Annotated in this window: 18 protein-coding genes; 5 read left to right on the top strand and 13 right to left on the bottom strand. The window is 37.9% G+C overall.

What is annotated here, in order from left to right; genetic code table 11:
- Positions 1-94 precede the first annotated feature (94 nt).
- The 5 genes from AB4140_RS04755 (at position 95) to AB4140_RS04735 (ending at position 8,020) form a co-directional block, all read left to right on the top strand.
- The gene (locus AB4140_RS04755; protein WP_371997576.1) at positions 95-592 is read left to right on the top strand and encodes a hypothetical protein; all 498 of its coding nucleotides are present in this window, start codon (positions 95-97) and stop codon (positions 590-592) included.
- Positions 585-2,180 carry a hypothetical protein gene (locus tag AB4140_RS04750; protein WP_371999988.1) on the top strand — a complete coding sequence of 532 codons (1,596 nt, stop codon included), beginning with the start codon at positions 585-587 and terminating at the stop codon, positions 2,178-2,180. Before AB4140_RS04755 ends, AB4140_RS04750 begins: the two co-directional genes overlap by 8 nt.
- Positions 2,173-5,130 (top strand): hypothetical protein, encoded by a 2,958-nt coding sequence (locus AB4140_RS04745; protein WP_371999986.1) that lies wholly within the window; start codon positions 2,173-2,175, stop codon positions 5,128-5,130. Before AB4140_RS04750 ends, AB4140_RS04745 begins: the two co-directional genes overlap by 8 nt.
- 11 nt (positions 5,131-5,141) lie before the next feature.
- Positions 5,142-6,458: a hypothetical protein gene (locus AB4140_RS04740; protein WP_371999984.1), complete on the top strand. Its 1,317-nt coding sequence runs from the start codon at positions 5,142-5,144 to the stop codon at positions 6,456-6,458.
- A 383-nt stretch (positions 6,459-6,841) separates the two neighbouring features.
- The gene (locus tag AB4140_RS04735) at positions 6,842-8,020 is read left to right on the top strand and encodes an Arm DNA-binding domain-containing protein (protein WP_371999983.1); all 1,179 of its coding nucleotides are present in this window, start codon (positions 6,842-6,844) and stop codon (positions 8,018-8,020) included.
- Positions 8,021-8,126: 106 nt separating this feature from the next.
- Here the strand turns inward: AB4140_RS04735 and galU are convergent, their stop codons facing one another.
- The 13 genes from galU to AB4140_RS04670 all read right to left on the bottom strand — a co-directional run bounded on the left by galU (position 8,127) and on the right by AB4140_RS04670 (position 21,792).
- Complete coding sequence (gene galU, locus AB4140_RS04730) at positions 8,127-9,005, bottom strand: UTP--glucose-1-phosphate uridylyltransferase GalU (protein WP_371999981.1); 879 nt, start codon at positions 9,003-9,005, stop codon at positions 8,127-8,129.
- Positions 9,006-9,053: 48 nt separating this feature from the next.
- Entirely contained in the window at positions 9,054-10,985 is a 1,932-nt protein-coding gene (locus AB4140_RS04725; protein WP_371999980.1) for a polysaccharide biosynthesis protein, read from the bottom strand.
- Between the two features lie 316 nt (positions 10,986-11,301).
- On the bottom strand, positions 11,302-11,850 hold the full coding sequence (locus AB4140_RS04720; protein ID WP_371999978.1) for a sugar transferase: 549 nt from the start codon (positions 11,848-11,850) through the stop codon (positions 11,302-11,304).
- Positions 11,851-11,859: 9 nt separating this feature from the next.
- A complete protein-coding gene (locus AB4140_RS04715; RefSeq protein ID WP_371999976.1) occupies positions 11,860-12,819 on the bottom strand; it encodes a UDP-glucose 4-epimerase family protein in 960 nt (319 codons plus the stop codon).
- Positions 12,820-12,822: 3 nt separating this feature from the next.
- Positions 12,823-13,872 (bottom strand): DUF1972 domain-containing protein, encoded by a 1,050-nt coding sequence (locus tag AB4140_RS04710; RefSeq protein WP_371999974.1) that lies wholly within the window; start codon positions 13,870-13,872, stop codon positions 12,823-12,825.
- The gene (gene rfbC, locus AB4140_RS04705; protein ID WP_371999972.1) at positions 13,872-14,417 is read right to left on the bottom strand and encodes a dTDP-4-dehydrorhamnose 3,5-epimerase; all 546 of its coding nucleotides are present in this window, start codon (positions 14,415-14,417) and stop codon (positions 13,872-13,874) included. The genes AB4140_RS04710 and rfbC overlap by 1 nt, the downstream gene beginning before the upstream one ends.
- A 4-nt stretch (positions 14,418-14,421) precedes the next feature.
- Positions 14,422-15,303, bottom strand: a complete 882-nt coding sequence (gene rfbD / locus AB4140_RS04700) for a dTDP-4-dehydrorhamnose reductase (protein WP_371999970.1) — start codon at positions 15,301-15,303, stop codon at positions 14,422-14,424.
- Positions 15,303-16,190 carry a glucose-1-phosphate thymidylyltransferase RfbA gene (rfbA, locus tag AB4140_RS04695; RefSeq protein WP_371999968.1) on the bottom strand — a complete coding sequence of 296 codons (888 nt, stop codon included), beginning with the start codon at positions 16,188-16,190 and terminating at the stop codon, positions 15,303-15,305. Before rfbA ends, rfbD begins: the two co-directional genes overlap by 1 nt.
- Positions 16,190-17,308 carry a dTDP-glucose 4,6-dehydratase gene (gene rfbB / locus AB4140_RS04690; protein WP_371999967.1) on the bottom strand — a complete coding sequence of 373 codons (1,119 nt, stop codon included), beginning with the start codon at positions 17,306-17,308 and terminating at the stop codon, positions 16,190-16,192. Before rfbB ends, rfbA begins: the two co-directional genes overlap by 1 nt.
- Positions 17,309-17,338: 30 nt before the next feature.
- Complete coding sequence (locus tag AB4140_RS04685; protein WP_371999965.1) at positions 17,339-18,439, bottom strand: glycosyltransferase family 4 protein; 1,101 nt, start codon at positions 18,437-18,439, stop codon at positions 17,339-17,341.
- Entirely contained in the window at positions 18,436-19,116 is a 681-nt protein-coding gene (locus AB4140_RS04680; RefSeq protein ID WP_371999963.1) for an acyltransferase, read from the bottom strand. Before AB4140_RS04680 ends, AB4140_RS04685 begins: the two co-directional genes overlap by 4 nt.
- A 75-nt stretch (positions 19,117-19,191) precedes the next feature.
- Positions 19,192-20,472, bottom strand: a complete 1,281-nt coding sequence (locus AB4140_RS04675; RefSeq protein WP_371999961.1) for a glycosyltransferase family 4 protein — start codon at positions 20,470-20,472, stop codon at positions 19,192-19,194.
- Positions 20,473-20,667: 195 nt separating this feature from the next.
- A complete protein-coding gene (locus AB4140_RS04670; protein ID WP_371999959.1) occupies positions 20,668-21,792 on the bottom strand; it encodes a hypothetical protein in 1,125 nt (374 codons plus the stop codon).
- Positions 21,793-22,956: the final 1,164 nt, after the last annotated feature.

The raw sequence follows: 22,956 nt of genomic DNA, 5'->3' as shown, positions 1-22,956 counted from the left end.
CCAAACAACTGTATAAATCAACAGTACAAGTAATTAATAACTAAATAAATGCATCTAAAAATAAGGACATAAGATGACTTAGGAGAATATTGTTATGCCAAAGACAAAAAAGTTGCCGCTAAACTCACTTGAATGGCACCAGCATCCAAAGCTCACAACTTTGTTGTCTGGCGATTGCCATCAGCTATCGACGCTTCCCGATCTTCAGTTTATTAGCTTTGCACAACTGCAGAGTATTCTTGATTCCTGCCCAATCCCTGTAGTGAAAAGAGCAAAAGTTGATGCTTATTACTTATTGGCTCCAATGCCCATCTTAAAACAGCTACTTGGTCATCCTGATTCCCATAAACTAACAGCATCATTAAATATTTATAGCGAACCCGAACCGACATTATCCACCCTAGCCTTAATTAAACCCGCATTGTTTTACCAAAAATATAAACGACTTCCTGAGATATTGCATAGCCGACTTGATAAAGCAAAATCAATTAACTTAGTCACTCCAAGTAAAAATCAAATAAGTCAGCTAGCCCAAATATCCCCTTCTGCTTTTCGTAAAATAACCCACTCACAAGGGGGCAGCCATGGGTAAGTCGAGTTCTATCGCCAAAAAAAATCGCCAACGAAACGCCGGTGGAGTGATGCCCGACCCCATCAAAATTGCAACGGCGCTCATAAAGCTTTTTAGCACGTTGAACAATAGAAACTATAAAAAAGTGAACAAAGAAAAGTTTCTCGTCGTTATTATCTATTTATGGCTCACTCAACGGCTAACAAAAGATAAGACCAACGATAAAAATGCTAAACCCGCCGATTTTTTTATCCCTGACTGTATTCGTGTAACAGGCAGTGAAGAGTGCCAAGAACATGCTTTTAGAACGGTCAAAGACGGTAGTCACTCTTGGGCTGAATATGCTCAACCCTACCCCACAAAACAAGGTGAAGTATTTCTCTGGCAACCAATACCTAAAGGGTTAAATGCATTGTTTAGGCCGTTTATTTCAAAACAACGATATAACACGCCTTGGCTATCAAGAAGTGAGAAAAATTTAATTATTGAGATACTGACTAAAAAATGGAGAAAATCAACATCTGTTATAGGATTTCCTAGCGCAAGAAAAGACAAATTATTCAATTACTTCACAAATTGCATTCTGGTTGATAATGAGCTTTCAAGCACGAGTAAATATGTCTTGCTACGAGAGCACAAATTGCACCACCGCAACGCCAAAGCTTATCAATCAGAAGACAGTGATCGGATCCGCTATCGAATATATCAGGCGCACGAACGTTATCTAGAGCATATTTTTACTCAAGTAAGGTTGTTCAATTGGGAAGCGATGCTTTCAATTAACTCCTCAAATAAAGAACAAAAATCAGAACTCTACTTAATCAATAAACACCGAGGGCAATCATTGCCAGATGAACTCATCGAAGAAGGCAGAATTGCCCAACTGCGTAAAATACAATACCAAGGAGGGACTGAGGAAAGAGCTGATATTCCGATCCAAATAGGCAGTTCAAAAGTACTACAAGAACATGAAGTGACTCATTTTTTTGCTTCATTACATGATGAAATTATTCGCTCTAAGCCTGTTGGTAAAGTTGAATTAAGTCAGCATATTGAGTATTACAACTTATGTACTTACCACCTTGCTTTACTGTTTGTATTTCTCACTGGTGTTCGTCCAACTCATGAGATTTCAATTGAAAAGGAACGTTGTTACAGATTAAGTACCTGTGCCGTCAGTGATAAAGGGCGACTGAGGCAAATCATTTTATGTGATTACTTTAGCCTACAGCTCAGACACTACCTCAGTTTACAACGATCATTAAGCACTCACCTTTCCAGCTCATTTAACAGTCCTTATCTATGGTATTTATGTGATCCTAGTGAACAAGCTTGCCCATTAACGGCTAAAAAGTTAAAGCTATTTATGCATGACAGATTAAAAAATAAAACCCCCTACATGCTGAGGCACACTTTTGCTCAATGCGCACTAACCAGTGTTTATCCTATCAGGCTAACAACCAGTCAGATCGACCGATTAATGGGGCATTCAGAATATGGTGAGCACTTTGGAAGTGATCATCTTTTTCCTGCAAACTTAACCACGATAAAGCAGCATTTAAACAGTTTAGCTAGTCGCTTTGACATAAAAGAGGTTTGCTATGTCTAATCGGTTTAATGGCTTAATACCTGCCGACATTATTCACTTTTATCAACGTGGGGGTGGCACTTGCGCAGAAGAGGATGAACTTTTATGGGTTATTGATCATTGGCCTGATAGCATGATGCCTGCAAGTGAACAATCTGCATACCAACGCGAAGTCACTTCTTATGAAATAAATTACTTAAGAAAAATCATCAAGACAATCCCTACAGGGAGACAAAAAAAGCTTAGAAATGCACTCAATGATCTACTCTGCTATTTAAGCGATGCACTTCACTGGCAAGTACCACCTGAAGTCGTTAATCAGTTAAAAGATAAAGATTTACAGTGGTTTGATCAGCTCAACCAATTTGCCCATCAAGCAGGTATGCTTCAAGATGGATACGAAGCGATTCGTACTCAATATATTAAAGTACGCCCGGCTGTAAGTAGTGAATTTACCGCTTTAGTTATTGGTTTAGAGGTCGCCCCGCTTTCAATTGAGTATCTAGCACATGTTCTCAATGAACCTAGCAGTATCAAACAAGAAGGCACTTCGCTTTACCTTGATATCACTCACTTAGCAAAAAAAAGTAAACTACAGCAAAAGCAGCATTTCACCCGCTATCATTTACCTTTGTTTGTATACCGTGTTTTACAGGACTATTACGCAACAACCTTTGCCAATGATAAGCACTCAACTTTAGACCATAAGAACAAAAAAGTAACTGCTAGCCAATTGGTGCGTAAACTTAATCTATATACACCAGTAACGCCTTTTTCGTTACCAGAGCTAAATGCTCAAAAATGGCACCTGCGCCTTCAATCGGTTTGGCTATATAGAGACAATATCGTACCGAGTTTTTTAAAAGACATTCGTGATCCAGAAAGGCATGTTGCGTTTAATAAACCAATCATCAAAACAAAAGAAAAGCATCTTGCCTTAACAGCCATTTATCAAAAGGATTGGAATGAAAATTGGTTTGAAGGGCTCAGCTCAAAAGCCAAAGTTAATCGATGGCCACATAAAACATTACGAAAAACATCGTTAAACAGTTCACAAAAGCCAGCACCAGTCCCAGAGTGGAACCCTCATAACATATTGCCAGCAATGCTTTTTCATTATAAAGCTGATTTAATCAAGTATGGCGGTGTCATTAAAAAAACGTTGTCTGATGACACAATTAATGCATACACCAATATTGAACAAGTTTTTGAAGATAACCCACTACCTTACGAAAAAACACTTGATAGTGACGCATTGCACTTATGGGCGCACACGGTTTATGACAGCTTAAGCAATGAGGGACATCAAAAATATGTTCACTACCTTTTCCGCTTTATGAGTCACCATCCTTTAACCGAGAATTTAGATATTTCAGAGTTTGATCCACCAACATCCACCCCCAGTGTTGACCCTAATTACCTCACATTAGCGGAATTAGACGAAGTCATTAACGCCTTGCTCACGCAAGACACTGGAGAAATGATGCAACGACTGTTCTGTGCAGTAGCCTGCATCATTGGTTACTTTGCAATGTTACGCAGAGGGGAAGTATTACGCCTTAGGATTCAAGATATCTTCTGTTACAGCACAGACAAACAGCAGTTTCATTTTGATATCAGAGAAACCACTGAAGGCAGTACAAAAAATAAAAGTGCCAGAATGGTACATGTCGTGATCCCCGAAGAATACGCTTGCTTAGTCAGGATGGTTATCGACATCAAGCAATCGGCCTCCGTAAATGAACCATTAATTGGGTTTGCAGATGAAAAAATGCATTCTAGGCAGTTACACTATCTACTCCCTATTACCAGAGCAATTAAGGCTGTTGCTGGTGAGGATGTCAGATTTCATCACCTTCGCCACAGTGGCATTTACCTTTTTATGCAACAGGCACTGCATCTCGCTTATGAAATATCACCTAATGAAACCACCGATGAAAGCTATTTACCTCGTTTACTCAGTCCAAGCGCCATAGCAAAGCGATTTCATTATTGGGTAAAAACCAAGCATTTCTCACAATATAATGACAATTTATTACTAAGTGAAATTTGTCAGCAAATTGGGCATAAATACTACTCCACAACCCGTTGGTCTTACCTTCATGGTATTGATTGGCTATACCCTTTTTACCGCTATGGCTTTGGCGAGCGACAACAACGTGAATTTAACCACAATGAGTTAAAGTACTTGCTAAGACTTAGTCCTACATCAAATGACCTATCACGACAACTCAGTCTAATTAATACTGATTATCGGGATAAAATGCCTAGTCAGAAGCAACAAGACGCTATTCTATTGACTGAGGTAACGCTCAAAAATTGGTTATTTAAAGCATCGCAAAAATCAACGTTAAGCATACCTGCAGTTCAAGATTTGCCACCCACTGACTCCTATGACATCGCACGCAATGACTTAGCATCTATTTGGCTTTCAAGCTGCGCCTCATGTCCATCAGGCCATTTTCTAAATGATTTATTAAAGCAAGTACGCTTAGGAGAATTAAATTGGAAAATGTTCAGTCTAATTTGGCAACGTTCAGGAAAGCACACCTATAAGCCATTAACTAAAAAGCAAAAAACAGCATTGTCGCTTCTTCCTGCTTTTGTACTCGATAGCAATAATCAAGCTGAGTTTCCTTTGCACATTATCTTGGCATGTAACAGTAAGAATGCTCAACTGATCACTCGCGTTTTTAGGACTCATCAATGGCACTGGTTATCCCTTGATTTTGAATTTGTCTGCAATCGAAAGACCAACATTCAAAGACAAGAAGCGCTGCTTAAAGAACAATTTATGATTAAAGGCGACACCTATCGCTGCATTAAACAATCAACTGGAAATAGTCATTTAATCATTACTTTTAAATTGAAGTTAAACACTAAAAATAAGGCAAAGTCCCAGCCCTCGCTAGACCGAGGTATTTATCAGCATTTACATCAGTTTTTAACAAACTTCCAATCACTTCAGTAGAAGAGGTATTTATGAATGAGCTCGTCATCCCACACACGCTATTTCGCTCTTTTGAAGCGATTAGTAAACAACTGCAAGCCAAAAAAGCGGATTACGGCGTCAGTGTTTTCATTTCACCAAAAGATGCAACGGTAACCTGGGTTGGCGGTAGCAACCCTAACTACTCGCTCATCGTTCAACCTTTAGAAAAAGGCCATGGACTTAAACAGGCTAAGTTTTACATTCCAGGTGACTTTTTTAAACACTCACTTAAATCAGTAATTGCGTTCAATAGAAAAAGCACTGGTTCCCTACTTTTGCCACTCATATTTGAATTGGAATACAAGAATGGGAAATACATAAATGCCACTCATGTTGAAATACCCGATATATCGATACCGTCACTCAATCCTATCTATCCGTCTTGTCGTAAATTTGACCTGTTAGCTGCTTTTAAAAAGCATGTTGAGTATATTGATACGCTGCCACAACGTGCGGTTGTTGAGTTTTCGATCGCTGATTTAGATAAGCTAGATATGAATGTAAATCCATTAGGCAACTTTGAATATTTACAGCTCGAATCCAACTCACATAACCTACGCTTTCAGCGTGGAGGAAACGTTGGAATAGAAACGTTATCAAGCAATATCCCACTGCCAGTAACTCTAACAATTAATAATGAAACCTATCAACAATTGCGCCATATTTGCCAAGAAACGCAATCACAAACGGTGGCTATTGCGCAAGAAGGTGAATTAATTACCATCCGTAGCCCTGAAAAAACAGTGACACGCTCAATTGCAGGGCTCACTGCATTTATAGAAACACAACAAAACCAATCAACGATTGAAGTCACTCTCATAGCAGATATTCAATCCTTTAAAGGTGAAATCGAATCTCACGCCGATTATAAATCGGAAAAAAAAGCCGACCAATGTTACTTCTTAATCGACGATAACAAAATATATATGTCCTCGACGATTAGTGCTGACGGCTTATCAAAAGCTGTTTATGCTAAATCGATAAAATCCGAACAAACCCGTTTGTACCGTTTTCACCCAAAAGAGCTAATAAACACTCACATAAATGACCTTATTAGCATGGCGCAAGTGAAAATTTGTATCGTCATCAATGAAAATCATGAACGCTTTTTTGAGTTTTATAGCAGCACAAAAGAAGGAAGCCTACCCTATGTACAAATTCCTGTAGAAACCATTGATACAAGCGTAAGCGATATAAATAAAATCAAAAATGGCTGTATAACAAAGACTGTCCAGGAAATACTTGAAACAACACTGCAAGAAAATGGATCAGCTCAGAACGAACAATTGGAGTTAATCGGTTTTTAGCAATGAGATTATAAAAGCAGATATTAGACAATAAACCACTGGACAAATAAACAGTATTAGTTATAGTAATAGATGTCTTTTTAACCAATAGTACTCAATAAAATGCTATTGGGAGAAAACACGAAATGAAAGATAGGAAGATAAAATTAAGAAGTAGAAGTAGAAGTAGAAGTAGGCAGTAATGGATTAACTTGCGCGTTTTAAAAGCCCTGTTAACCTAAAGAAACCTAAAAAAGAAGCAGTTGGGGCAGAGTGGCGGCAACCACTCTACCCCGTACCGGCTGCACTGACTATTAACCGAGCCCAGCCGATGGGCAAATTCTAACGAATTCCATTGGTAAGGGACAGATCTATTTAACGATCTGCAATCAATGGAGGCCACTATGGCTCATATTCGCATACGTCCAAACGGGCGCATTCAGTTCGACATGCATCTTTATGGCTGCCGTTTTCGTGAAGGCAGTAAATTGATGGCAACCCCTAAAAACCTCACCCAAGCTAAAGCGATGCTCAAAAAAATGAATGCTGAGATTGATTTAGGCAGCTTTCAATATCGTGACTATTTTCCAAAAAGTAAAAAAGTCGCTAAATTTGAGCAATTGCAGCGAGACAAACATCCTGACCGTGAATATCCATTTTTCAATGACTTTGCTAACCAATGGTTTGACCGAAAAAAGTCTACGTGGAAAAACAGTTACACCAGCACCATGCGCAGCACGCTTGATAAATACCTTATCCCTGAATTTGGTAATACCTTGGTGAATGAAATCACCTTGTCGCAAATTGATTATTTTCGTCAAGAACTCATGGAAATAATGAAAGACAGTGATAAACGCCAATTATCCAATCGCCGCATCAATTTTTTACTTTGGCCTGTAATTGCCATCATTAGCTTGGCCGCTGAAGAATTTAAATTTGAATATCCCTTAAGACGCTACAAAGCGCTGAAGGAAGAAAAAGCAGAGTCGCACCCGATGACGATTGAAGAAGTGCGCAAGTTCTTAGACAAGGTGCCACAAGAGTGGAAGGATTACTTTATTATCCGATTTTGGACTGGGATACGCAGCTGCGAGATACACGGCCTAGAATGGCAGCATATTGATTTTGAACACCGTTTAATTCGTATTCGTCAGAACTGGGTAAATGGTGAAGTGTGTGATGTTAAAACGCCTAAATCACGCCGTGACTTAAAGATGTGCGATACCATCTACAAAGCCTTTAAACGCATTAAAGATTCGTATGAGGCTGGTTATGCCCCCTATTCTGACTTTGTGTTTACCGGCAAATCAGGTGCGCCACTGGATACCCACTATGTGAGTAAAGCATTATGGTACCCCACATTAATCAAAGCAGGACTTAAACGCAGACGCGCTTACGAGACGCGTCACACTGCAGCAGTGCTTCATATCGCAGCCCTTGAGAATCCCTTGTACATATCTCAAATGCTTGGTCACAGCGATACTCGCTTATTGTTTGACGTATATGCCCCTTATGTAGCGAATGCATCACGTACTGATGGAAATGCATTTGATACGCTGATGCGAAGTGAAGGCTTTTCTTAAAGGTGTAGACGTTTTAATAAAATCCCCATTTTATAATTTTGCCTCTAAAAGCAAAAAACCAACTCATTGTGAGTTGGTTTTGTTGGTAATTCAAAAGTAATCTAATCTAGAGCAGTGTTTTAATTACTTTAGCAAAATCATCACCGAGCTTTTTGTCGCGCAGGCCATATTCAACAAAGGCTTTCATGTAACCTAGTTTGTCGCCGCAATCATGTGATTTACCGGTCATATTGAACGCTTCAACAGTATCTTGTTCAATTAGCATATCAATCGCATCTGTTAACTGAATTTCGTCACCCGCTCCCGCTGGTGTCTTAGCTAATAGATTCCAGATTTTTTCTGATAGTACATAACGACCAACAACAGCTAAGTTTGATGGAGCAGTCCCAATGGCAGGTTTTTCTACCATAGCTTTGATTTTAGCTGAATCACCTGGGGCGATTTCATCACCATTACAATCTGCAATACCGTATTTATTCACTTCATTATCTGGTACTGGCGCAACCATAATCTGACTAGCAAAACTGGTTTGGTAACGTGCCATCATCGCAGCTAAGTTTTCAGTTTTTTGGTTTGCTGTATATTCATCCAAAATAACATCAGGTAGTACCACAGCAAAAGGTTCATTACCTATACAAGGTTTAGCACACAACACTGCATGCCCTAGGCCTTTAGCCTCACCTTGACGCACATGCATAATGGTTACATCTTTAGGGCAGATAGACTGAACTTCTTCTAAAAGCTGACGTTTAACTCGTTTTTCAAGCGTTGATTCAAGCTCGTAAGATTTATCAAAGTGGTTTTCAATGGCATTTTTACTGGCATGGGTAACCAGTACAATTTCTTTAACACCAGCAGCTACACACTCATTAACGATATATTGAATAAGCGGCTTGTCCACGATAGGAAGCATTTCTTTTGGAATCGCTTTAGTTGCAGGAAGCATACGTGTGCCAAGACCTGCAACGGGAATAACAACTTTCATGAAAAACCTTATTTAATTAGGTGACTGAAAAATAATGATAAAAATATACTAGACTAAATTAACCACATTTTGAACAGCTGGTTTGTTTTTTTCTGTTTGCTGATAAAGCAAATCACAAATACCATCCGATGGCGCAAAGCCTGTTGGCGTAGTTAATAAAATGTCTCGTATTGTGGCATGGTCAAAAGCATGACAAGCGGCATCTAAGCGCTCAAGAATTTTCGAATACTCTGCCCATGGCAAATGAACCTCATTGGCTGTCATAATTCTTTCGTGCTCAGTACCCGTGACATCATCACCAATTAGTAACTCTTCATAGAGTTTTTCACCTGGGCGTAATCCACTATATTCAATCGCGATTTCACCTTCAGGGTTTAATTCATCACGGACATCAAAACCACTTAATCGGATCATTTTGCTGGCTAAATCGACAATTTTGACTGATTTACCCATATCCAATACAAACACATCACCGCCTTTACCCATAGCGCCAGCCTGAATAACCAATTGCGATGCTTCAGGAATGGTCATAAAGAAACGGGTGATTTCTGGGTGAGTTACAGTTACTGGTCCGCCATTGGCAATTTGGGTTCTAAATAGCGGTACTACAGAGCCTGATGACCCTAAAACATTACCAAATCGCACCATACAAAAGCGAGTTTGATGATCCTCTTTTGAAAAAGCTTGTAACACAAGCTCTGCCATACGCTTGGTTGTGCCCATAACGTTAGTTGGTCTTACCGCTTTATCTGTTGAAACTAAAACAAAGGTTTCAACTTTTGCAGCAATAGCCGCTCTTGCTGTGTATAGGGTGCCAAACACGTTATTTCGTACACCTTCAACAACATTGTGCTCAACCAGTGGCACATGCTTATAAGCTGCGGCGTGGTATACAGTCTGAACGCCAAAAGACTCCATAATCGCTTGAACACGATTTTCACGCTGAACCGACCCCATCATTGGCAAAATGCGCACATTAAGCCCAAGCTCTTTTGCAGTAGCAGATAGCTCTCTTTCAATGGCATAAAGCGAATATTCAGACAGTTCGAATAACACTAATTTTTTTGGTGATTTTTTTAAAATTTGACGACATAATTCTGAGCCGATAGAGCCGCCAGCACCAGTCACCATAACCACTTTATCGGTAATATTGGCGGTTAATAAATCTTGTCTAGGCGCGACCGAATCACGCCCTAATAAATCATCAATTTCAACTTCTTTAATATCACTATAAAGTTTATTACCACTTACCAGATCGGCCATTGCAGGAATGGTTAACACCTGAGTAGATAGCGACTCTAAACGATTAAGAATGTCTTTACGTTTGGCTCTGGTTGCACTGGGTATTGCAAGCAACACTTTGGTTGCTGCTTTTTGAGTGATGAGTTTACGTATGATTGAGGGTGAATGAACATGAACACCTTGGATTACGCTGCCATGTAGCGCTTCATCATCATCGACAAAAGCGTAAGGATAATATTCATGGCTTAGCACCAAAGAGTTCAGTAATTGACGACCACTGACCCCTGCACCATAAATAATCACTGGCTCACCATGACGTTTAATACCTGAGCCAACTAAAGAACGAACAAGTGCACGCGTTCCCCCTACAAACACCAAAGCGAACATGGCATATATGATAGGAACAGTGCGAGGCAGATGCGCTTCAGTAAAATAAGAGACGAACACTAAAGTGACAGTTGACGCGACAATACCAAGTAAAATAGCCGTTATTGCTTGTAAGCTCATATAACGCAATACCGCGCGGTACAAACCAAACTTGGCGAACGCTAAAATGCTGAAAGGAATACTTGTAGTAACCAAAGCCCAGTAATGCCCATTAAGCAACACACTGACATCATCAACTCTGACTAATAACGCAGCCCAAAAGGCAAAGCTTAGAAAAACAGTGTCAATTGCGATACTCACTAAACGTTTTTGACTACGCTCTAAACGAAACAACTTTTGCAAAAAATCCATTTTTCGCTCCATAAACTTAAAAATCATAGTGTATTACTTCTTTAAATACGAACGCCTCACCACTATACCATTTACAGGGTAATATGAGTAATGCGTACAACTAGCTTAGGATATTATATGTGAGAGCATGAAAGAACACGAAGAAAAAACTTAACTTGTGCACTACTCTGGAATTGTAGGAATAAATGTGAACAGAAAACCGATGAGACACATTTTTATCGACTTTTTTGATAATGAGACAGAAAAAATTAGCGCTAGTTTAAGTAAATCAATATTCTAGCGCTAAAATCATAATAGATAGATAGCAGTAGATTGACTACTTTATAGCATCACCGCTGCCACTGCCCGTAACTGTCATCATGATATACTTGAAGTAATCTTTAACAGTTAGGCTATCAATCATTTGTTTGTCAGTTTTGGCTAACAAAGCAGGTGTAGACATATCAATGTTTTGAACTTGAGCTAAACCAGTTACACCAGGTACAACATCATAAACACCTAACGCATCACGCTCTTTAATCAGTTCTTCTTGGTTAAATAAATTTGGGCGAGGGCCAACCAAGCTCATTTCACCTTTAACCACATTAATTAGTTGTGGTAATTCATCAATTTTAGTTTTACGCAAAAAATTACCTAGTTTAGTAATTGAAGCATTGCTCGCCAAGTGACTAGCCACTGACTTAGTTTCAACTGACATAGTGCGAAACTTAATCAATTTAAACGGCTTTCTATTTCGACCTACACGAGTTTGGACAAAAATAGGCGAACCAGTATCAAACATACCAATAATCATGACAATAAGTAACACAGGCCAAAGCAACAACAAGCCAAAGAAGGCTGCTAAAAAATCGATAAAACGAATCATGTAAATACTCTATTGATTTTTACTAAAAATAAATGCTTCTGCGGTTTCTTTAAAACCTTGTTCAAGCGTTTGTGGGGGAACCCAATCTAACGTGTCTTTAGTATGTGATATATCGACTTGTAGAGACCCTATAAGCCTATTTACTACATCAGACTTACCTGTTAGCTTGCCAACTAAGCGATAGCACCACAATGGTATCGGCAGTAATCTACTCGATTTTCCAAGTGCATGTGACATATGCTTTACCATTGAGGCAGTAGAGACATCATGATCATCAGAAACTAAGAATACCTGATTAGCAGCCTTTGGATGCTCAATGCAGGTCACTATCAAATCAACAAGATTCTTTACTGAAACTAGACTACGTTTATTATTTTTTATACAACCAAAAGGGAGCGGTAAACCTTTTGAAACTAAATTTAATAGAGAAGCAAAGTTAGCCTTGACCCCAGGACCATAAACTAGTGTTGGACGTATAATAACGACTTCTAACCCCGTTTCTCTAGCAAGTTCCAACAACTTTTCTTCAGCTTCAGATTTAGACTTTCCATAAAAATCTTCAGGAGATCGAATATCATTCGATTTGAATGGTTTATTTAGCTCTGTTGACTCACCGTTAACTTTAACGCTACTGATATAGACAAACCTCTTAACACCAGCTTTAAAAGCTTGACGAGCTAAGTTTATCGTGCCTTCAGTATTTACTTTTAGGTATTCGGCTAATGGATCTAATAACTCATCATTCATTATGTGCGCTCTAGCAGCACAATGGATAATGACGTCCCTATCTGTTAAAGCACTCGTATAATCAGTTTCAGCATCAATTTCATATTGAAATAAGCTCACATTCCGGAAGTCATTAAAATATTCTAACTTAGTTCGACTAATCAAATGTAAATCATATCCAGCTAATCTCCCAAGTAAATTTCGCCCTATAAAGCCTGATGCGCCCGTTAACAATAACTTCAAATTTTATATTTCCCTGTACAATGATTCGTATTGCTCAGCTACTATATTCCAAGTGTATCTTTTCATCGCAATTTGTTTCATTTTTTCATTATTAGCAGATAAAGACTTATCAGCAAGTAGCTCCGTCAAGTCTTTAGCTGTTGAAAAATAAAGAGCCTCATCCTCTGTAGTGAATCGATTAAACACACAATCAAAAGCATAAATTTGCTTACTAAAATGCATAATTTCTACTAAAGATGGATTTGTACCACCTACAGAATGACCATGAACATACCCCATACAATTATTTCTATAATCAAAAAGCGCATTCAAATCATAAATAGGGTCTATTATTTCAATATTATCAAAAATAGAGTATTTAGCTTTCAACTGTTGACCATAAACACTTGAATCCCAGTTTCCAACAATTTTATATTTTACATTAGAATTAGAAAATGCTTCCAGAATCATATCTACATTATTTTCAGGTTCTATTCTACAGACAGTAAAAAAATAATCAGAATAATTACCATCAACATTTGAAATTAATGCATGTTCTCCACCATAAGCTATAACTTCGGAATCAATACCATATTCAGAATTTATATAATCACTTATACCGTCATTATCAGCCACTATCACATCAGCGTACTTTACAGCCATTCCTTCTGAAAATTTTAGGAACTTTTTAGCAAAACCACTCCATTTATCTCGTTTCCACTCAATTCCATCAACATTTACTACTAACTTTGATTTCGAAATCAGTTTAAAAATAGGAAGAAAGATACAACCAGAAACGCCTAAAATAACAACAACCTTGGGTCTAGTTATTAAAGTATGGATCATTGATGCTATATCATAAAAAATGCTAGATATACCATTTGCAGAAATAGGCAAATAAATTAACTTAGCACCTTTGTAAGTTTCAAGTTTATTATCATAACTGGTCGAAGAACAATAAACGGTATAATCGTAACCTCCGATATTTTCATTAACCATGTTATCAACTAAAGTTTCCCACCCACCGTAACAAGCAGGCAATCCTACTGTTCCAACTATTGCAATTTTGGTCATTATAAGCCCACTACCTCTGAAAATTTCTTACCAAGTATATCTTTATTGGATAAAGATGGCTCTTCACTAAAAGGCCATTTAATGTCTATATCACTATCATTCCAAACAATTGAAACTTCTGCCTTAGGATTATAATAATCAGTACATTTATAAACAAATTCAGCTTCATTACTAGTAACATAAAAACCATGAGCAAAGCCTTCAGGCACCCAAAGTTGGCGCTTATTCTCTGCAGAAAGATACTCACCAATCCACAAGCCGAACGTAGGAGAACCCTTACGAATATCAACAGCTACATCAAATACCTCTCCAGAAACGACTCGGACTAATTTGCCTTGTGTATTTTCAGTTTGATAATGCAAGCCCCGCAAGATACCTTTCTTGGACTTTGAATGATTGTCTTGTACAAATCGTGTCGGCTTACCAGTAACTAACTCTTCAAATTGCTCTTGATTCCAGGTTTCCATAAAGAAACCGCGTTCGTCGCCAAACACGTTTGGCTCTATAATTTTCACATCAGGAATACGGGTATCTATTACTTTCATGCTCTTATCCAGTGTAAGCTTGAATTTTATTTAATGCAGTCTTCCAGTCACTTGCTTCGATAGAGAATGCATTGGTAATTTTGTCAGTATTTAAGCAGGAATTACTTGGACGCTTTGCAGGCGTTGGATATTGCTCTGTTATGATACTAGTAAGGTTAGGCTTTTTCTTGATAATGCCTTTTTCGAGTGCTGTATCAAAAATAGTTTCAGCAAACTCGTACCAGCTCACATGAGGTAAACCTGAAAGGTGGTAAATCCCATATTCAATTTTATCATTCTGGCTAATTCGTTCAGCTATTTGGATTAATGCTTTAGCGATATCAACAGCGTAAGTCGGCCCACCAAATTGATCTCCAACTATACTCAATGCGTTGTGAGTAGCACCTAAGCGAAGCATTGTTTTGACAAAGTTATTTCCATTCTCGCCAAAAACCCAAGCTGTACGAAGAATGATATGTTTATCGCATACTTCTGCTACTGCAATTTCACCTGCCAACTTGCTTGAGCCATAAACACTTTGCGGATTTGTGATATCACTTTCATCATATTCACCAACTTTATTGCCCTCAAAAACATAATCCGTTGATATATGTAGTATTGCAGCCCCTACGTCTTGCGCTGCTTGTGCTAAATATTTCGGGCCATCACGGTTAATAGCATAGGAAAGTTCAACTTCTTCTTCTGCTTTATCGACTGCTGTATGCGCAGCTGCATTAATAATGATAGTAGGTTTAAACTCAATCACAGCTGCATTAACGGCTTCTTGATTCGTAATATCAAGACTATCTCTATCAAGCGCTAACACTTCTCTATTGGCACCCTTAGCTAATTGCTCAGTAAGACTACAGCCTACTTGTCCATAACATCCTGTAATTAGTACTCGCATTAACTTACTGCCTTCTTTTGGTTTTCATTGACCAAGCGAGTCAAATACTGACCGTATTCATTCTTCATCATCGGCTTTGCAAGCCTCAGTACCTGCTCATCGCTTAACCAACCGTTACGCCACGCTACTTCTTCTAAGCAGGCAACTTTTAAACCTTGTACATTCTCAATGGTTTGTACAAAAGAAGACGCTTCGTGAAGGCTTTCATGAGTGCCTGTATCTAACCAAGCAAAACCGCGACCTAATAACTCCACATTCAGTGATCCGTCGTTTAAGTACATTTCATTCAACGTGGTAATTTCAAGCTCACCACGATGCGAAGGTTTAACTTGTTTTGCCATTTCAACAACGCGGTTATCGTAGAAATATAGACCTGTCACAGCATAGTTTGATTTTGGTCTGTCTGGTTTCTCTTCAATCGATACAGCTTTCATATCTTCATCAAATTCAACCACGCCAAAACGCTCTGGGTCTTTTACCTGGTAGCCAAATACGGTTGCACCTGACTCACGCGATGCGGCGCTTTTTAATGTATCTGAAAAAGATTGGCCATAGAATATGTTATCGCCCAGAACCAAACATACGCTGTCACCGCCGATGAAATCATCACCAATAATAAACGCCTGCGCTAAGCCATCTGGACTTGGTTGGATGGCATACTCTAGATTAATGCCAAAATCAGAGCCATCACCAAGCAGACGCTTAAAGCCTGCATTATCTTCTGGCGTGGTGATAATTAAAATGTCTTTAATGCCAGCCAACATTAATGTTGAAATCGGATAAAACACCATAGGTTTATCGTAAATAGGAAGAAGTTGTTTTGATACACCTCTAGTCAATGGGTATAGGCGAGTTCCACTGCCCCCGGCTAATACAATACCTTTCATTACGCTTCTTCCTTCGTTGTCAGTGACTCTACACCTAGACGTTCTCGCTGATAACTACCATCTTGTACGTGTTGGCACCAGTCTTGGTTAGCTAAATACCATTGAATAGTCTTTCTAAGGCCTGTTTCAAACGTCTCTACTGGCGTCCAACCAAGTTCACGCTGCATCTTACTAGAGTCAATTGCGTAGCGTCTGTCGTGGCCGGGTCTATCAGTTACATAAGTTATTTGCTCTTTGTACTGAGTTTCTTTTGGCACTAAAGAATCTAAAATCCCGCAAATTGTCTGAACTACTTCTAAGTTTTGCTTTTCGTTATGCCCACCGATATTGTAGGTTTCGCCGACATCACCTCCAGTCACTACTTTATAAAGTGCTCTAGCATGGTCTTCAACATATAACCAATCACGGATTTGGTCGCCTTTACCGTAGATAGGTAATGGCTTTCCTTCTAATGCATTTAAAATAACCAGTGGGATCAGCTTTTCAGGAAAGTGGTATGGGCCATAGTTATTTGAACAGTTGGTTACTATCGTTGGTAGGCCATAGGTTCTTAACCAAGCGCGAACAAGATGGTCAGAACTTGCCTTAGATGCAGAGTACGGGCTTGAAGGTTCGTATGATGTCGTTTCGGTAAATAACGGTAACTCTTTATTCCCTGAAAGCTTTGCTCCATCTTCAATATCGTCAGGGTGCGGTAGATCGCCGTAAACTTCGTCAGTAGAAATATGATGAAAACGAAATGCTTTCTTAGCTTCTTCAGTCAATGTGTTCCAATAAGCTCTTGTAGCTTCAAGAAGAGTGTAAGTGCCCACGATATTGGTTTGAATAAAATCTGCAGGCCCTGTGATAGAGCGATCAACGTGAGACTCTGCCGCCAAATGCATAACAGCATGAGGCTTACATTGGCTGAAAACTCTGTCTAATTCTGCACGGTCACAAATATCAACTTGCTCAAAAACATAACGTTCACTAGTATCGATGCTTACTAAAGACTCTAGGTTACCTGCATAGGTTAATTTATCGACATTTATAACACTATCTTTTGTATTATTAATGATATGGCGCACGACTGCTGAACCGATGAAACCAGCTCCACCTGTAACAAGTATTTTTTTCATGCAATATTTACCTAATAATTAAACTTATAATTACAACAAATCATTTTTATTTAAGAACGCGTTCAAGTTTTCTGTATAAACTGTGGGAGAGAACTTTTTCGAGGTCTCCTTTGCACATTCTGAATATTTTTTCCAAAGCAAATAATTAGAAGAAAGCGACCTTAAAAAGTCACAAATATTATCAATCTCATGCGCACTAACACTTATTCCGTTATTAGAGTTAACTATTTCCAATGGTCCACCTACAGGTGGCGCTATAGCGGGGCAGCCATAACTCATCCCCTCAATAATTGAAAGTCCAAATGTCTCAATACACTGTTCAGGGAGAGTTAAGTTAGCGACACAAAAACTAGAAGCATATAACTCTGCAATATTTTTAGGCCTAACGACAAAAGTCATATTAGAAGGCAAGCTAATATCCTTCATAAAATTAGTAAACTCTGAAGCTTCGCAATTAAGAGCACCAACAAATGAAAACTCAGGCAGGTTAATTGCTAATTGTATGAGTTTATAAACACCTTTATACTCCCTTAAAGAACCTGCAAAAAAAACCTGCCTGTTAGCGAATTTAAATTTATAATCTATGTTACCATCTATTTCAAAGTCGCTTCTTAGGCCATTATGGATAACGACTTGCTTTGGCTTAACTAGCCCTTCGTCTCGCATTAAATAGTTAGATACAAATATCACATAATCCGCTGTAACATTTACTACAGCACGAAGAAAAGACTTAAGTATGTATGGTGATATATAAGATTCATGCACATAATAAATCACTTTATTAGATAAAGCTTTACCCACTAGACCTGCAGCAAAGGGGAGCAAAGTATTTACAACTAAAGTTGTTGAATTTCCTTTAACCCTAATCTTAATGATTATATAACTCAAAACAATTGAAAGGTGTAACTGAGATAAAAGGTAGTAGAAAAGCTTCAGGATTTTCTTTTCACTATATTTATATAAAATATTTATTCGATTAATTTCTAGATCATCAAGAAAGCCTTCATGCTGGCTAGTTAAAAGATACTTTTCACCAGAACAGTTCATTGCGCAAATAGCATCTCGAAGAACTCGAGGACTGCCACTGAAGTCATTAAGTAAATGAATAAAGATAAAGTTATTATTTTTCATGAACGATACTTCAATATTCTGGATGGAACACCACCAATCACTGTATCGTCAGGGAATATACCATTAACAACGGCACCTGCAGCTATGATACAACCGTTTCCTACAATACTTCCATCTAAGATTGTTACTTTTGCACCAATCCAACAATTACTTCCTATTTTTATTCCTTTTCGTGTGACTCCCTGTTGTCGAATTAACGTCTGTAAATCTGAGAAAATATGGTTTTCCGGATGAATACTTAAATATGCCCCAGCTATGGTATTGTCACCGATTGTAACCCCCCCCGCTCCACCAATATGTGCAAACTCCCCTATACCTACATTAGAACCAATATAAATCCCTTCGCCTAAATTTGCGAGAGTACCACTAACTTTGATAATTGAAAAAGAGCCGATGGAAGAACTACCGCCGATATGTAGCCCCTGTCTACCTAGTCCATCAATTACAGAGAAACTGCCAATGGACACCCCTTTACCACATTCTATGCTAGATGTGCTAGATAAGGAGACCGAAGAGCCTACTGATACGAATTGTCTAAAGTGTATAAACCCTCTTATAAATGAACATATCTGACGTCTGCATAAAGTGAATAAATAACTATTAGTAATGGCTTCATCTAATACTAAGCTTCTTTTTTTTATTTTAAGCACTGCAAATTTTAACGTGGATTTAATCATATTGTTCCTTAATGCTATGAAAATATAATTACCAAACATTGAAGGTAAGTGATACATAAATTTTCTACTGACAATTTAGATGTTTTTGATACTATTTTTGCTCTGCCAGTTTTTAATTGCTTTTTCATAAAGGTCGTCAAAAAGCACTACACGTTTATCCCAGTGATACTTATAGAAGCTCTCTTTTACGCCTGGTACAAGCTCAGTTAGTATCCTTTTATCTTTTGAAATATTATCGAGAGCACGTCCAAAACTTTCTACAAGTTTAGGATAGTCGGCAAGCTTAACCTTTATCCCTGAGTTTTCAGATATTATGTCCCGCATCCCACAGTGATCAAGCGACATTGTGGGTACCCCATTTTGTATCGATTCCCATATTACAGTCGTATTAGCTTCACTAACACTAGTGATCACATGTAAATCAGCATTTTGAATGGTTTCTAGAACTTGTTTTCTCGATATGTGTCCATGCCAAACAAAAACAGAACCTAAACCTCTCTCCTCCGCATAGGCAGTCAAATCATCTTTTAGTGGCCCATTCCCCAAAACATGTACCGTAAATACATGTGGGTCATCTATATATTCAAAGGAATCAATTAATAGCCGGAGTGCCTTCCTAGCATCAATACTACCAATCCAGATAAGATTGACTTTATCGGTACATTCCCTATGCTTTATTTCGCCAAGATACTCACCAATGGTCCCATTTTCAGGAAGATATACCGATTTAACGCCATGGATAGTTTCGAATACATCTTGATTTTCCGTTGTCGCAGTTAACAATAAATCAGTTGCCTTGAGCGCTTTCTTTAATCTAAAGGAATACCTTAACTGAAACAAATTTAATACTTTTCGAATCAACAGTTTAACTTTACCAGACTTTGGTAAAGCACTTAATAATCTGGAGTCTAGACTGTTAGCGCCCCCGATTGGGCCCCAGAGGTATGGTAAGCCTAACTTCCATAAGTAACCGGGTTCACGATAACCAATTGGGCTTTGGAAATGAACAACGTCAAAATCATCAACATTTATATTCGACTTGCAATAATCATAAACGTCCTTATGCCAACGGCGATAAGCCACATAGAAGCTATAGGTAAAATAACCTTTCTTATTAAAGAAATTGAAACTATTAGTCAAATTACTTGGTAAAACTCTATGCCATTCTACATTATCTATTTTCCGCCTTTTATGAAAATCCCTCATGTCGTCATCATCACCAATATGCGCTCCTGATGTACCATACAACACAGTGACCTGGTGATTTTTCGCGATTTGGGTTATATGATTCCAAGCAACTGAATACTCAGAACCACGATAAGGAGATACTGCATATGTTAACAATAAAATTTTCAAACTATACCCTTAAAAAAATCGTTTGAACATAAAATTCCACAATGACTACTAATTATTGTAAACTAATCGAAGATGTGCATATGGAAAATAAATAGTTATAGTTTTTATCTGTTATAACTTTTAGCCACCTATCTATAGACTATAAAGACTTTATATTTATACATTTACATATAAAGATATAAAGATATAAAGAAACTACAAGCCACAACTCACCTCATCAACGATCCTTTTAAAATTAGTATATGCATACTCACGACTATACAAGTTGGTATTGCCATCAAAAACAATGCCCCTAACCTCGCTACTTGCAGTAGACACTAAATCATTTACACCTACAACTTCGACACCACTATTAAATAAAATATTATAAGCTTCATTATTATGAAGACCTGAGTAAATTACCGGTTTATTAAATAGCAAATAATCAAAAACTGATGTTGTTGGCTCCCAAATAAGACTATCTGAACAGCTTAACAAAAAACAATCACAGACATTCAACTCGGTTAAAAAGCTCTCTCTCTCGAAATTACTTGTATTTTCATAAGTTAGGTTTGGACATTGAAGAATATACGCCTCTAATTCAGGGTAACAATTCCCCCAATGCCTTAGTATAACCTCCTGAGTACTAGCAAGAGCATCTAATTCGTCAACTACCTGTCTTAAATTAGCATTATCCCTAAATCGATAAATACTGCCAACCCAACCGACAATAAGGCTATTTTTTTCTGAACTACTCTTCAAAGCCAACCGCTCGGAGACGAATTTTTTATCCGCCAATAAATATCCGTTATTCACATTCACCACAGGCTTGCAACAACTAGTTTCTACCATACTAGTGGAAATTGATCCCACCACAGTAATATAATCTGCGTATTGCAGACGCTGATAAACATACTTAACTTGTAAGACATTTTTTATTCTAACAAGGGTATTTATTATTTTACTTGAACCAATATTTTGCACTGCAGATAAATTAGGTTGGTCCCTTAAATCTGCTATACACTTAACATCCAATTCACTGCAAAACTTGACTACCTCCAACAACCCATAATCTGGTAGCGAAACAACTACCAGGTCATATTCGGGAAGCAAACCGCGTAACAAGCTATAAATTTTCTTTCTATTTATCCACGCCCTATAAGAAGTCGAAAACAAACGTTTACTAATACTTTTAACTCTGCCATCAAACGAAGTCTTATCTGATAAAACGAGCACTTCAACCTCATGCTCAACACTCATAGTATCGAACAAGAAATTCATTCGCTGTGCAGCAACATTGTTATTCGGACTGAATACCGGTGCTACTAATAATATCCTCATGAATGCCCCTTTAACAAATACAAACCAATAAACACAAAAAAACTTAAAAGATAGCTAATGGGCTTTACCTCGGAAAATGAAAACTCATTCCCTCTTTTGTACATTAGCCCTGATAACAATATAAATATAACCAGGTATCGTATACGAATGTCGGCCACCCCCAAGAGAAATACTGAATACATAACAGTTACGTATAAAAATGCAACTTTATAATAGCCAATAATCTGGTTGCGTATAAATACTGCGTGAAACATTAACGGGTATATGACAAAGTAATTAACCCAACCTCCCAATACTATTATGGCTACATCAAACATTGTATAGATTGAAAACAATTGTTCTTGTGAGTATTTAATTGAATCAATAAGAAAACTGACCGGATGCGGGGTAAATATGAAGCTAACAGCAGCGATTCCCCACCTAGGCATAAAGCTCAAAAAGAAACCGAAACTTATTGCGCCACCATTCATACCATCCGACAATAGTTCTTTTACAGAGTCGCTAGATTCGTTAGCATGATTAAGAACACTCAAAAAGCTTGACGCGAACCTCCTTAACACTTCATCTTTAAAAACTATGAACACCAAGACACTTAAACAAAAAAATATGAATAGATAGCTTTTTTTATAAAAAGAATCAATATATAACCGATAAGAACCAAGCAATAATATTAGCGCCATAAAGAATGGCCTGAATAGGTACATAGTAAACATAAGAACCGAATAAGGAAGCAGCAATCGCCTCTTACTCTTGACGCTCACTAATAACAATATTACGCATGACAATATAAATATTATATAAAAATCCCTAAGATTCCTAATAACAATAAATATGACGTACGGGTGAAACAACATCAAAAACTCTAATACACAAACCCTTTCCTTTCTACGCGTAATCAAAAGGTATACCGAAAGAAATATGAAAATATTACTTATTTTTTGGGATATAGCAACAAAGCCTGGCTCAGAAAATGACTGCGCGTTTACCCAGTTCATAAAAAAATAAAAGTTTTCATACTGCATTAGATTAAGAATCCCATCTAAACTCAAGTTGTACGTGGACTCATAATATAAGCGAGGGTCTGACGGATTAAAACTTTGAACAAATTGAAGTTCTAAGTATAGTTGATTAATTAATACTATTGACGAGTATATTAATGCAACA

Origin of the sequence: Shewanella sp. 10N.286.51.B2 (assembly GCF_041469265.1) — a bacterium.
Taxonomy (GTDB): Bacteria; Pseudomonadota; Gammaproteobacteria; order Enterobacterales; family Shewanellaceae; genus Shewanella.
Note: the sequence above shows the minus strand (reverse complement) of the source record. Positions and strands in the feature narration are given on the sequence as shown.

Excerpts from the sequence above, each read along its gene's own strand:
- AB4140_RS04740 (WP_371999984.1), top strand. The coding sequence starts at position 5,142 with ATGAATGAGCTCGTCATCCCACACACGCTATTTCGCTCTTTTGAAGCG.
- AB4140_RS04745 (WP_371999986.1), top strand. The coding sequence starts at position 2,173 with ATGTCTAATCGGTTTAATGGCTTAATACCTGCCGACATTATTCACTTT.
- rfbA (WP_371999968.1), bottom strand. The coding sequence starts at position 16,190 with ATGAAAGGTATTGTATTAGCCGGGGGCAGTGGAACTCGCCTATACCCA.
- rfbB (WP_371999967.1), bottom strand. The coding sequence starts at position 17,308 with ATGAAAAAAATACTTGTTACAGGTGGAGCTGGTTTCATCGGTTCAGCA.
- AB4140_RS04750 (WP_371999988.1), top strand. The coding sequence starts at position 585 with ATGGGTAAGTCGAGTTCTATCGCCAAAAAAAATCGCCAACGAAACGCC.
- AB4140_RS04710 (WP_371999974.1), bottom strand. The coding sequence starts at position 13,872 with ATGACCAAAATTGCAATAGTTGGAACAGTAGGATTGCCTGCTTGTTAC.
- rfbC (WP_371999972.1), bottom strand. The coding sequence starts at position 14,417 with ATGAAAGTAATAGATACCCGTATTCCTGATGTGAAAATTATAGAGCCA.
- AB4140_RS04720 (WP_371999978.1), bottom strand. The coding sequence starts at position 11,850 with ATGATTCGTTTTATCGATTTTTTAGCAGCCTTCTTTGGCTTGTTGTTG.
- AB4140_RS04670 (WP_371999959.1), bottom strand. The coding sequence starts at position 21,792 with ATGAGGATATTATTAGTAGCACCGGTATTCAGTCCGAATAACAATGTT.
- AB4140_RS04755 (WP_371997576.1), top strand. The coding sequence starts at position 95 with ATGCCAAAGACAAAAAAGTTGCCGCTAAACTCACTTGAATGGCACCAG.
- AB4140_RS04680 (WP_371999963.1), bottom strand. The coding sequence starts at position 19,116 with ATGATTAAATCCACGTTAAAATTTGCAGTGCTTAAAATAAAAAAAAGA.
- AB4140_RS04685 (WP_371999965.1), bottom strand. The coding sequence starts at position 18,439 with ATGAAAAATAATAACTTTATCTTTATTCATTTACTTAATGACTTCAGT.
- rfbD (WP_371999970.1), bottom strand. The coding sequence starts at position 15,303 with ATGCGAGTACTAATTACAGGATGTTATGGACAAGTAGGCTGTAGTCTT.
- AB4140_RS04725 (WP_371999980.1), bottom strand. The coding sequence starts at position 10,985 with ATGGATTTTTTGCAAAAGTTGTTTCGTTTAGAGCGTAGTCAAAAACGT.
- galU (WP_371999981.1), bottom strand. The coding sequence starts at position 9,005 with ATGAAAGTTGTTATTCCCGTTGCAGGTCTTGGCACACGTATGCTTCCT.
- AB4140_RS04735 (WP_371999983.1), top strand. The coding sequence starts at position 6,842 with ATGGCTCATATTCGCATACGTCCAAACGGGCGCATTCAGTTCGACATG.